This window comes from Deltaproteobacteria bacterium (assembly GCA_026129095.1).
Classification (GTDB): Bacteria; JAGRBM01; JAGRBM01; order JAGRBM01; family JAHCIT01; genus JAHCIT01.
In genome coordinates this window covers 68,395-80,034 of the sequence record JAHCIT010000011.1, presented here as the reverse complement: position 1 = coordinate 80,034, position 11,640 = coordinate 68,395, and the positions used below count along the sequence as shown (strand labels likewise).

At 63.9% G+C, this 11,640-nt stretch carries 10 protein-coding genes and 1 tRNA gene; 9 read left to right on the top strand and 2 right to left on the bottom strand.

Annotation, left to right across the window (positions count from 1 at the left end):
- Positions 1–5: 5 nt before the first annotated feature.
- From KIT79_14440 to KIT79_14400, 9 genes are all read left to right on the top strand, one after another.
- Positions 6–1,256 (top strand): peptidoglycan DD-metalloendopeptidase family protein, encoded by a 1,251-nt coding sequence (locus KIT79_14440; protein ID MCW5830501.1) that lies wholly within the window; start codon positions 6–8, stop codon positions 1,254–1,256.
- A 27-nt stretch (positions 1,257–1,283) separates the two neighbouring features.
- Entirely contained in the window at positions 1,284–2,621 is a 1,338-nt protein-coding gene (locus KIT79_14435) for a S41 family peptidase (protein ID MCW5830500.1), read from the top strand.
- A gap of 39 nt (positions 2,622–2,660) precedes the next feature.
- The gene (locus KIT79_14430; GenBank protein ID MCW5830499.1) at positions 2,661–3,644 is read left to right on the top strand and encodes a divergent polysaccharide deacetylase family protein; all 984 of its coding nucleotides are present in this window, start codon (positions 2,661–2,663) and stop codon (positions 3,642–3,644) included.
- Between the two features lie 64 nt (positions 3,645–3,708).
- Positions 3,709–4,230 carry a hypothetical protein gene (locus KIT79_14425; GenBank protein ID MCW5830498.1) on the top strand — a complete coding sequence of 174 codons (522 nt, stop codon included), beginning with the start codon at positions 3,709–3,711 and terminating at the stop codon, positions 4,228–4,230.
- Entirely contained in the window at positions 4,214–5,080 is an 867-nt protein-coding gene (locus KIT79_14420) for an ABC transporter permease (GenBank protein MCW5830497.1), read from the top strand. The genes KIT79_14425 and KIT79_14420 overlap by 17 nt, the downstream gene beginning before the upstream one ends.
- A 7-nt stretch (positions 5,081–5,087) precedes the next feature.
- The gene (locus KIT79_14415) at positions 5,088–5,852 is read left to right on the top strand and encodes an ABC transporter ATP-binding protein (GenBank protein ID MCW5830496.1); all 765 of its coding nucleotides are present in this window, start codon (positions 5,088–5,090) and stop codon (positions 5,850–5,852) included.
- A gap of 34 nt (positions 5,853–5,886) precedes the next feature.
- A complete protein-coding gene (locus KIT79_14410; GenBank protein ID MCW5830495.1) occupies positions 5,887–6,996 on the top strand; it encodes an MCE family protein in 1,110 nt (369 codons plus the stop codon).
- A complete protein-coding gene (locus tag KIT79_14405) occupies positions 6,993–8,795 on the top strand; it encodes a hypothetical protein (GenBank protein MCW5830494.1) in 1,803 nt (600 codons plus the stop codon). Before KIT79_14410 ends, KIT79_14405 begins: the two co-directional genes overlap by 4 nt.
- Positions 8,796–8,878: 83 nt before the next feature.
- A tRNA-Leu gene (locus KIT79_14400) sits at positions 8,879–8,963 on the top strand.
- A gap of 17 nt (positions 8,964–8,980) precedes the next feature.
- Here KIT79_14400 and KIT79_14395 read toward each other — a convergent pair.
- On the bottom strand, positions 8,981–9,943 hold the full coding sequence (locus KIT79_14395) for an NAD(P)-dependent alcohol dehydrogenase (GenBank protein ID MCW5830493.1): 963 nt from the start codon (positions 9,941–9,943) through the stop codon (positions 8,981–8,983).
- 68 nt (positions 9,944–10,011) lie between these two features.
- A complete protein-coding gene (locus KIT79_14390) occupies positions 10,012–11,520 on the bottom strand; it encodes an AMP-binding protein (protein MCW5830492.1) in 1,509 nt (502 codons plus the stop codon).
- Positions 11,521–11,640 lie beyond the last annotated feature (120 nt).

Genomic DNA, 11,640 nt, shown 5'->3' with positions numbered 1-11,640 from the left:
GGACAATGTCCGGGACCATGCACATGAGCCGGGCCGGGGGTGGCCGTTCAGGCTGGCTGGTGATGCTGGTCCTGGCTGCCGGATTCTGGTCCGGCCCCGTCAGGCTCCTGGCGCAACCCCGGAAGGAAGCCGATCTCGAACTCCAGAAGCGCGAGAGCCAGGCCGAACTGGCCCGCCTTCAGAAGCTGCTGGCCGAGGAGCGGGAGAATATCCGGCGGGCCCGGAAGGAAGAGGCGGGGCTTCTGAGCACGCTCGATGCGATGGAGGAAGATCTGGAACAGCTCGAGCGGGGGCGCCGCAGGATCGAGCGCGATATCCAGGCGCTGGACGAGGTCATGCGCCAGCGGGAAGTGAGCATCGCGGAACTGGAGCGGAAAATCGCCGCCATCCAGAACCGGATATCCGTCCGGCTGCGCGGCATCTACAAGGCCGGTCCGGCGGTGACACTGAAGCTTGCGCTGGGGGCGGAATCACCGCTCCAGATGCAGCGGCGGCTGGGATACATGGGCCGTGTGCTCGAGCAGGACCGGGAACTGCTCCGGGAGTACGAGCGCAGCGAGCAGCTCCTGATCGAGGGACGGGCGTTCCTGGAGGCCCGCCAGATCGAACGGGAAATCGCCATGCGTCGGCTCGACGATACCCGGATGGAAATCCTGCAGGAGCGGGACCGGCGGCTCCAGATTCTTGCCTCCATCCGGGAGGAGCGGATCGCTTATGAGCGGGCCGCGCAGGAAATATCCGCATCAAGGAACCGGCTCTCCCGGCTGATCGAAACGATTGGCATGCGGATCCGCAGCCAGATACTTGCCGGTGGGCAGGCACTTCTGGACCCTCAGGGCAGGCCGCTGGAGTTCGAATCCTTCCGGGGCGCACTGGAGCGACCGGTTCGCGGCCGCATTATTTCCGAGTTCGGCCGCTATGTGCACCCGGATTTCGGTACGGTGACCGTCAATAATGGCGTCACCATCAAGTCAGAGATGGGTACACCGATCCATGCCGTTTACCCCGGTGTGGTCGTGTTTGCCGACCGGATGCAGGGCTACGGTAATTTGATAATCATTGACCACGGGGATACCTTTTATACCGTTTACGCTCACGCGCAGCGGCTCCTGAAGAAGCCCGGTGACCGGGTTCAGGGACGGGAGCCCGTGGCGATAGTTGGCGACAGCGGGTCACTGGTGGGGCCCGCCTGCTATTTTGAAATCCGCCGTGGCGGGCAGCCTCTCGACCCTGCGGGATGGCTCCTGCCCGATTGAAGGCCCCGCACCCTGCGGGATAAATCCATGAATAAAGACTCCTCCGCGCATCCAGTACCGAACCGCCGCCTGATCCGTATGGCCGTGCTGGCTTTGCTCGTCTCGATGGTTCTGGGAAGTGCGGCAATGGTGGCTGCGAATGATCCCAGGTACCTGAAGCTCAAGGTACTGGCCCGGGCGATCACGCTGGTGCGGGACCACTATGTCGAGGACATTACCTATTCGGATCTGGTGGAGGCCGCGATCGCCGGCATGCTGGAAAAGCTGGATCCCCACTCGGCCTATTTCAACCCGGACCGTTTCAAGGAGTTCCGGACGGCGATATCGGGGAACTTTGGCGGCCTGGGGCTTGAGGTCGGCACCCGCGACGAGCAGGTGACCGTCATCGCCCCGATTGAGGACACCCCGGCCTTCAAGGCGGGAATCAAGACGGGCGATGTGATCCTCAAAATTGACGGGGTGATGACGCGCGAGATGCCTCTTGCGGAGGCGGTGAACCGGATGCGCGGCGAGCCCGGAACCGCCTGCAGGCTGACCATCATGCGCGAGGGCTGGCCAGAGCCGCGGGATTTTGAGATCAGGAGAGCTATTATCCAGGCCCGGTCAGTGCGGGGTGATTTCGTCGAGGCCGGTTACGGACGTCTCCGGATCGCCCAGTTCCAGGAAGAGACCGACAAGGAGTTCGCCCGCGAGCTGCGTGCGCTGGAAAAGAAGGATCTGAAGGGGCTTGTGATCGACCTGCGCGGCAATCCGGGGGGAACTCTGAACTCCGCCATCAACGTGGCTGATGAGTTCCTGGAGTCGGGCCTCATTGTCTACACACAAGGCCGGACTCCGGGTCAGGATTACAAGGCCTATGCCCGTCCGAACAACCAGAAGCGCACCTATCCGGTTGTGGTCCTGATTGACGGCGGTTCGGCATCGGCTTCCGAGGTGCTTGCCGGCGCCCTGCGGGACCAGGGCCGGGCGGTCGTCGTGGGGGAGCCGAGCTTTGGCAAGGGGAGCATCCAGACGATTGTCGAGATCGAGGAGGATGGTTCGGCCCTGAAGCTGACGACCGCGCTTTATTTCACTCCGGGGGGCCACTCCATCCAGGGGCTTGGCATCATCCCCGACGTGCTGGTGACTCCACGCGAATCGCTTCCCGGTGACGGACTGGGTTCCGCCGGCATCTTCAAGGAGTCCGATTTGCGCGGTTCCATTGCGAATCCGGAGCAGATGGTCCGGGAGACTCCGGCACCGGGATCGCTGTCGCAGGCCGACCGTAATGCCATTGACGTGCAGCTCCAGCGGGCGATCCAGGTGCTGAAGAGCTACAACGTGTTCAATTCGCCCCGGACGGGCGAGGGCAAGCAGGGCGGGTGAGGGCAGGCCGATAGCGGTGGAGGACTGGCCGCTGCCAAAATGACCGCACGCAACAAGCCGGCTGCCGGTTCGCGCCTGCCGGGCGGCATCCCGCCCCTGCTGGCGGTTGTGGCCGTCGCTGCCTTCCTGACAGGCGTTGGGATCGGGGCGTCCGGTCCGGTTTCAAGGACTGTCGGCGCCGTTTCCGAAAGGGTATCCCGCGGTTTTTCCAGACTCTTCGGCCGGGAACTCCCGCGTCCGGCCTATGATGCCCCGGCAGTCATAGACGATATGCCCCGGCGCGTGCCCGTGCCGGACGCCCCGCCGGAAATCCGGCGGATGCCGGGACGTCCGTTTGTTCTCATCGTGATTGACGATGTGGGGCACTACATGCCGGAGTTCAGGGAGCTGCTTCCGCTCCATCCGGATCTTACTTATTCGGTGCTCCCCAACGCCCCCGGTACCGAAGAGGCGCTCGGGCTCCTTCAGGCTGACGGACGCCAGTACATGCTGCATATGCCAATGGAGTACCGCGGCTGGCCGAACCCTGATCCCTGCCCAGACTGCCTTCTCAGGTCCATGCCGGACGAGGAGATCACGCGCCGTGTGCGGGAGGCACTTGTGAAGGTTCGTCCATCGGGGGTGAACAACCACATGGGTTCGGCGCTCACGTCGGATCTCCAGAAGATACGGGCCGCGCTGAAGCCGCTGGCGGGGACGGGGCTCTTTTTCCTGGATTCCCGCACCATCGGTTCTTCCAAGGCATATGAGGCCGCCATTGATCTTGGCATCCCAGCGCTTGGGCGGAATGTGTTTCTGGACGACGATCCGGACGAAAAGGCGGTTGACAAGCAGTACCAGGAGCTTCTCCGGCTTGCCCGGCGCCGGGGCCACGCCATCGCCATCGGGCACCCCAGGCCCTCGACGGTCAGGGTTCTGAAACGCCGGATTCCGGAGCTGGCTCGCGAAAGCATCGACCTCGTCCGTCCGGCTGACTACCTGGCGCGTCTCCGGTGGATGGAACCGCTGGCGCGGGGCAAGTGAAAGGCAACTGCGGGGGAGGCATTCGCACTACTCATCCCTGTTCTGACCGGTTAAATTCCCGATTGTGTTGAAAATACGGGCAATTCTGCGGTTTGGGATGCTGGGCCTGGCGCTCCTGTTCGCTCTTTCCTGCGCGACTCCCCGTGCCCGCTACAGCGACGGTGTCGTGACCCGGGATGTCGTGAAATACCGCATCGGCGAACCGGGCGAACCGTGGGAGCCGGGCAAAACCGCCGACTGGGGCGATGTGCTGTTCCGCCACCCGGAGTCGGGTGCCGTATTGTCGGCCAACTCCACCTGCAACCGGTACGAAGATTCCCCCCTGAGGAGGCTGGCCGAAAACCTCCTGTGGGGAATCACTGGCCGCCAGAAGCTGCGTGAGGGCATCCTGCCGATGGCCGGCCGCGAGGCTTACGAACTGGAACTGGACGGAAAACTCGATGGCGTACCGGTGCGGCTGTACATCCGTGTCCTGAAGAAGGACGCCTGCATTTTCGATTTTTCCTGTACCGCACAGCCTGAACGGTTCGAAACGGTGCGGGAAACCTGCCTGAAGTTCATAGACGGCTTTGAGGATCTTCGCTGAGATGGAGATACCCACTCCCCGCGATGTGCTCGAAACGATCCAGCAGCCCGCCGTGTTCGCCGGCAAGGCGGGCAAACAGACGCTGGGCGGGATTGGCGGCATGTCGCTTTCGACGCTGAACGCCGTAGGCGAGGTCTGGCAGCTTTTCTGGTCCGTATGCGTCCGGCTGGCGACACGGCGCTGGCCGCTGAAGCTGTTCATGGAGCAGATGTATGAAATCGGAGTCAAAAGCATCGGCATCGCCATGATCGCATCGGTATTCACCGGCATGGTGCTGGCGCTTCAGCTGGCCGAAGGGCTCGCCAGGTTCGGTGCGAAAACCTACGTCGGAACGATAGTATCGTTCGCCTTCGTCCGGGAGCTGGGCCCGGTGCTGACGTCGCTTCTGGTGGGCGGCCGGGTCGGGGCCGGTATTACTGCCGAGATCGGATCCATGACCGTCACCGAGCAGGTGGATGCCATGCGGGGGCTCGGGGCTGATCCGGTCCGGCATCTCGTTGTCCCGCGGGTGACCGCCTGCGTGATCTGCTTCCCGTTGCTGGCAATTTTCGCCAACGTGCTTGGCATCGGTGGCGGCATGCTGATCAGCTATTCGGAGCTGGGAATCACAGCGTCCTACTTCTTCGAGACGGCCACCCGTTCCCTCAGGGCCGAGGACGTGATTTCGGGAATCACCAAGACCATTTTCTTCGGCCTGTTCGTGGCGCTGATCGCCTGCCGCCAGGGGCTTGCCGTGACCGGCGGGACCGAAGGGCTCGGCCGTGCGACCAAGGTGACGGTCATGGTGACGCTGGTGGTTACGCTGATTTCCGACTTCCTGCTGACCAAGATACTGATGCTGCTGCTGTAGGAGACCGCTGCACGTGCCCGAAACCGAAACGCTGATCCATTTCGAGAACGTGGCGAAGGCCTTCGGGCCCCGTCCGGTTCACCGGAACATCTGCCTTGATGTCCGGCGCGGAGAGACGCTTTGCCTTCTTGGCGGCTCAGGATCGGGGAAAAGCGTGTTGCTGAAACTGCTGCTGGGTTTCCTGCCCACTGACAGCGGACGTATTGTCTTCGAGGGGGCAGACGTTACCCGGCTGGGCGAGGACGAGCTCCTCCCCGTTCGCCGCCGGATCAGCATGCTGTTCCAGGGGGCTGCCCTGTTCGATTCGCTCTCGGTATTCGACAACATCGCCTTCCCGCTGCGCGAGCAGGAGCTGTGCTCCGAGGGAGAAATCGCCGTTCGCGTAAAGGAAAAGCTTGAGATGGTCGGTTTACCAGGCATCGAGAACCTCTTTCCCCAGAACCTGTCCGGGGGAATGAAAAAGCGGGTCGGGCTCGCCCGCGCCATCGCTACCGACCCGGAGGTCATTCTGTACGACGAACCTTCGACAGGCCTTGATCCGACCAATACCCGCCGGATCAACGAACTGATCCGCAAGCTCCAGAAACGGATAGGTGTCACCAGCATGGTCGTTACGCATGACATGATGACCGTTTTCGAGGTTGCCGACCGGATCGCGCTGATCCGCCGGGGCGAGATCATTGCCGTCGGTACACCCGACGAGATCCGCGGCCATAGCGACCCCTTTGTGCGCGGATTCATAGAAGGCACCCTGCCGCTCAGCGAGACCTGACCGGAGCGGAAGAAAGCATCAGGAGAGCAACGCCATGCCCCAGCCCAAAACCAACGTGCTTGTCGGACTGTTCGTTGTCATAGCCATCGGCGGCCTGATGGCCACGATCGTCGTGCTGGGGGGCCGGAGAAACCCCTTCGCGCCGACCATGACCGTGACGGCCACCTTCAAGGATGTCTCCGGTCTCATCGAGGCCGCTTCGGTCCGTTATCGCGGGCTCGACATCGGTTCGGTGAAACGCATCTATCTTCCGCCGGATCCCGCCGATCCCCGCGTCTTCGTGGAGATGATTCTGGAGCGGTGGACCGGCCAGCGTCTTGCGAAAGACTCCCTTCCGACGGTGCGGACACTGGGCCTTCTTGGTGACAAGTATGTGGAAATCCAGCAGGGGAACGTCGCCGAAGGCACGCTGGAGGGCGGAGAGATTCTGGTCGGCGAAGATCCGCTCGACTTCGGGGCGATCGTCGCCAAGGGGCAGCAGATCGTCCAGAACGTGGAGGAGGTGACGGGGAAGGCGGCCAAGGCGATCGACCTGTATCTGGATCCGGTGACGGCCAAAAACCTGTCGAACGCCATGCAGCACATTGAAAGCATCACCCGTGAGGTTCGTGAGGGGCCGGGCCTCGCGCATGCCGTGATCTACGACAAGGGTCCGAAACAGATGCTTGACGATCTCCAGGCAACGTCGGCGAGTCTCAAGGATGGCTCCAGCCGCCTGAAGGATATTGTCGCCGACGTGAAGAAGGGCCCCGGCACCCTGCACACGATGATCTACGGGACCAAGTTCACCGAAGCGATGGACAATCTGTCGGCTTTCGCCGCGACACTCTCTGGCCTGGTCGGGGACATCAGGACCGGCAAGGGAATCCTGCATGAGCTGATCTACGCAGGCGAGGAACAGAACGTCGTGGGCGAGCTGGCCCAGACGGCGCGGAACCTGAAGGCGACGAGTGCCGATCTGCGCGAACTGATGGGCGGGATGAAGGAAGGGAAGGGCACCATGGGCGCACTGCTCCAGGATCCCGCCCTGTACGAGGACATGCGCGCACTTCTGGGAGGGGCCAACCGGAGCGCGTGGAGCCGGTTCCTGATCCGCCAGATGATTTCCGGCGCACAGGAAGAGGCGCGGAAGGACCAGAAGTGACGGTGCCTCGCGCCGCCTCGCTGCCTGACCTCCTGTGGCCCCGCATCCGGGGCGCGCGAAATGGCTTCCGGCACCGCACGGGAGAGCGTTACCGGGCCGTGTTCCTGGCCGGCCTCGCCCTTTTCAGCTGGGGGCTTATCTTCGGCGGCACCTGGCGCGTCTTGCGCTATCTCGATCAGGCCCCGCAGGTCGGGCCGCTGGTGGCGAAGAACATACTGGCCATTCTCGTCATCCTGCTGCTGTCGCTTCTGCTCTATTCGTCGGTGATCTCCGCGCTTTCGACCTTTTTCCTCTCCCGTGACCTCGATCTCCTGTTCCCCGCGCCCATTCCGGTCGTGACGGTGTTCCGGGCGAAGTTCGTGGAGACGCTCCTCGCAAGCTCATGGATGATGTTTGTTTTCATCACTCCGGTCCTTGCCGCCTATGGAATCCGGCTGGGGGCGCCCTGGTGGTTCTACCCCGGCGCGCTCGTGGCCTGGGTGATTTTCTGCACCTTTCCAGTATCAGCCGGGACGATGCTCGTCTTCGCGCTGGTGAACATCTTCCCCGCCAGGCGGCTGCGTGACATCCTGATGGTGTTTTTCCTGGTGATCGCGGCCGGGTTTGTCTATTTCGCCCGGTACCTGAGGCCGGAGCGGCTCACCGACCCCGAGGCCCGCGCCTCGGTGCAGGACTATATCCGGGGTCTTGAGGTGGGCGGCTCGCCCCTGATGCCCTCCACCTGGTTTGCCGAACTGCTGGCCTTTGGAACCGGCCTGCCGGCGATGAAGGGGGACTGGCTCGTCCTTTACGCAGTAGCCCTGCCGGTGACGGCGCTGGCGCTTTATTTCGTGGCCGAATGGATGGCGGCGCGGGTCTACTTCCAGGGCTGGTCGCTCACGCAGGAGAGCAAGCGCGTCGATCCGGAGGCGCAACCGGTCCATTCGGGCCACACGGGCGAACTGGTGAAGCGGAGCGGGTTTATCCGTCTGGTGCCCGACCGGCTTCGCCGGGCGCTGGACCGGGGCATTGTGCTGGTTGCCCGGGGGCTCGCCCTGTTCGCCCCGAAAAAGGCTCGCCCGATCCTGGAAAAGGATCTGCTGGTTTTCTTCCGCGATGCGGGACAATGGTCGCAGATGCTGGTGATCGGGGCGGTCGGGGCGGTGTACCTCCTCAACATATGGGCGCTGAATCTCCAGAAGGGCGTGGACCTGCCGCCGGTCCGGGGGACCATCTCGTTCCTGAACATGGGCATGGTGGCGTTCGTCCTCACGAGCGTCATCATGCGGTTCGCCTATCCGGCGGTGTCGATCGAGGGAGAGTCGTTTTGGATACTGCGGACGGCGGCATTACCGTCCCGGGCGATAATCGCCGCGAAGTTCTGGACCTACTTCCCGCCGCTGCTGCTGCTTTCCCAGGGAATGATCTTCGCCTCGAACCACCTGCTGGAGGTTCCCGCCTATCTGGTCTGGCTGGGACCGCTTTTCACCGGCGTGTTGTCGTTCTCGCTCGTGGCCCTGGGCATCGGTATTGGCGCCATGTATCCGAACTTCCGGGCGGAGAATGTCTCTCAGGTTTCGCTCAGCTACGGCGGGCTGGTGTTCATGCTCGTGGCGCTGGGCCTGACGGCCCTCGTGATGACCCTGCTGGCGGGGCCCGCCTACGTGCTGTTCACGGCGGAACTCAGGGGCCGCCTGCTCACCGGGGGCGAAACGGTCCTGATCGGATCGGTGGTGGCGGCCTGCATGGCGGGGCTGGCCGGAGCCGGCGTGTGGGCTCTCAGGCGCGGAATCAGGGCGCTGGACGCGCTTTCCGCCTGAAATGGCGGTTCCGGCGGTATTGACTCAGCCGCTTCGGTGGATAATCTAGTCGCCGCGATCCACGGGCCGTTCACTGGCCCCTTGCGGATATGGTGGAATTGGCAGACACGTAGGTCTCAGAAGCCTATGGGGCAACCCGTGACGGTTCAAGTCCGTCTATCCGCACCAGCCTTCGCACCTGCATTTCATGGTACCAGAACGATTTTGCCCACAACGCGGCCGGACTGGCTGAGCGCGACGGCCTTTTCCGCATGGGAGAGCGGTATCCGCTCCGAGACGATCACCTTGATCCGGTCCGATGCGACCGCCTCGATGACTGGCCTCAGAGTCGCGGGGGTGGGCAGGCCGAGCAGGGTCCGGGTGCGGAAGGGCGGTACCAGCATCTGCGCGATGGCGGAAGCCGACTGCGCGGCGATGTTGACGTGTCGCCCCTGCGGGGTGAGCAGTTCGTGGCAGCGGACGGCGGAATAGTCCCCGACGCAATCGACCACGACCTGATAGGGCCCGTGCGGCTGGGCCTGTTCCAGTGCATCGCCCTTCCCGTAGTCAATGGCCACGTCGGCGCCGAGGGACTGGACGAGCTGGATGTTCCGTGCGGAGCAGACGCCTACGGTGAACGCGCCGCACACGTGCTTGGCGACTTGCAGGGCCAGGTGTCCAACGCCTCCGGATGCGCCCAGTATGAGTGCCTTCTGCCCTCGTTTCAGCCTGCCGATCCGGACCACGGCCATCCAGGCGGTGACTCCGGGGACAGGCAGGGCTCCGGCAGCCACGAGATCGAACCCTTCGGGCAGCGGGCAGACCTGTGATTGGGGGAGCACGACCGTATCGGCCCAGCTTCCTCCCTGACCCATGAAAACACGGGTGGCCCCTGCCACGGGGTCGCCCACTTTGAAGCGTGTGACGTTCGTTCCGGTGGCGTCGATGATGCCGGAGAAATCCATCCCGGCGAATACCTGGCCGGAGGGGTTCAGCGTACGCCCGGCGAGGCTGGCGGCGCCGGAAGCCAGCATCTTCCAGTCGGCGGGGTTCACCCCGGCCGCCTTGATGGCTACCCGGACCTCGTTGGCCCTGGGCACGGGGGCGGGGAGTTCCACGAGGGCAAGCGGCGCGTCTGTTGCCAATGATTTCTTGACGATGGCTTTCATGCCGGGCTCCAGGCGGGAGCTTACTCCCAAATCCGCCGGGGCCGCCACCGGTTTTTCCGGGGCTGGTCCTATCCGTCGCCGGTCAGAATGTCCCGTACCTGGGATTTCACAACCTTGCCGAGGGCATTCCGGGGCAGGGCACCGGCCTGCCGGTATCTGGCCGGCACCTTGTAGTGGGCCAGTTTTTCGCGCGCATGGAGGCGAAGCGCCTCGGCGTCGAACCTGTGTCCGGGGCGGATCACCACCAGCGCGCCGCCGGTCTCGCCCCAGCGCGGATCGGGAACCCCGGTGACGGCTGCCTCGGCTACCGACGGATGCTCGGCCAGGACACGCTCCACTTCGGCCGGATAGACGTTCTCGCCGCCGGAGATGTACATCTCCTTCTTGCGCCCGGAGATGTACAGGAAACCATCCTGGTCGAAACAGCCAAGGTCGCCCGTGTGGAAGTAACCGTCCCTGAGTGCCGCCGCGGTTTCTTCCGGCCGGTTCAGGTAGCCAGAGAACATTCCCGGCCCCCTCACGGCAATCTCGCCCGTCTGGCCCGGTTTCACGTCCCGGCCCTCGTCGTCAACGAGGCGCACCTCCCAGTTCGGTGCGATCCGGCCGACGGAAGCGGGGCGTCCGCGCACCTCTCCGTGGAGCATGCAGGCGATCATGTTTGTCTCGGTGGTTCCATAGCCCTGCCGCAGGGGTATGCCACGGGATTCGTAGGCCTCCACCAGCGGTGCCGTGGCCGCGGCCCCGGCCACGTACAGGAAACGGAGGTGGCGGGGAGGCAGCCGGTCGAGCCAGCCCGTTTGCAGGAGCTGCTCCATCATGGTGGGAACGGCGAAGGTGATCGTGACTCCGTTACTGGCGATGGTGCGGAGGTAGCTTTCCGGCTCGAACCGGTCGAGGAGGATGGCAGTTCCGCCAGCGGCCAGAACGGGATGGAACTGTGTGTACAGCGCACCGGTATGGAAGAGCGGCGTCGCCAGCAGGGCCGCGTCGGCGCCGGTCATCCCGAACACGTCAACCGCGTTCCGGGTATTCCACCAGATGCGCCGGTGCGTGCAGATGGCCGCTTTCGGGCGGCCCGTGGTGCCAGAGGTGTAGAAAAGCCCGGCGGTCATTCCGGGATCGAGCGGGGGAGACTGGTAGCCGGTATCCAGGACCAGTCCGGGATCGCCGCCAGCCGCCGGAACGACCGGGATGCTTCCGGCGACTGCGTTCAGGGCCGATTCGAACTCGGGGTCCGTGAAAATGATCCGGGGTTGGGAGTCCCGGAGCGCAAAGGCTACCTCGTCGGGAGCCCACCGGTAGTTGAACGGCACGAACACATGGCCGCCCATCGAGCAGGCGAGATAGCCCGTCAGGAACCCGATGGAGTTGGTTCCAAACCAGGCCACCCGGTCTCCGGGGCGGAGGCCGTCAGTGTGCAGCCGGCTGGCGAGAGAGCGAACCCGGCCGTTCCATTCCTGCCAGGTGACAGAGGCGCCGCCCTTCGCGGCGTCCACGAGGGCGGTCTTTCCCGGCGTCCGGCCAGCGTGAAAGCCAAGCCAGTCGTGAAGGTAAAAGGTATCGGGGGGCATTGGCATGGTGAATGACTAGGGGCCGTCACGGGCAGGCCGAAGTCAAGGCCCGGTCCATCGGCAGACGGATTGGTAACAGAAAATCGTCACATCGTTTGTCTGATTGACCGCACAAAACAGAATGGG

Excerpts from the sequence above, each read along its gene's own strand:
- KIT79_14440 (MCW5830501.1), top strand. The coding sequence starts at position 6 with ATGTCCGGGACCATGCACATGAGCCGGGCCGGGGGTGGCCGTTCAGGC.
- KIT79_14435 (MCW5830500.1), top strand. The coding sequence starts at position 1,284 with ATGAATAAAGACTCCTCCGCGCATCCAGTACCGAACCGCCGCCTGATC.
- KIT79_14430 (MCW5830499.1), top strand. The coding sequence starts at position 2,661 with ATGACCGCACGCAACAAGCCGGCTGCCGGTTCGCGCCTGCCGGGCGGC.
- KIT79_14410 (MCW5830495.1), top strand. The coding sequence starts at position 5,887 with ATGCCCCAGCCCAAAACCAACGTGCTTGTCGGACTGTTCGTTGTCATA.
- KIT79_14395 (MCW5830493.1), bottom strand. The coding sequence starts at position 9,943 with ATGAAAGCCATCGTCAAGAAATCATTGGCAACAGACGCGCCGCTTGCC.
- KIT79_14390 (MCW5830492.1), bottom strand. The coding sequence starts at position 11,520 with ATGCCAATGCCCCCCGATACCTTTTACCTTCACGACTGGCTTGGCTTT.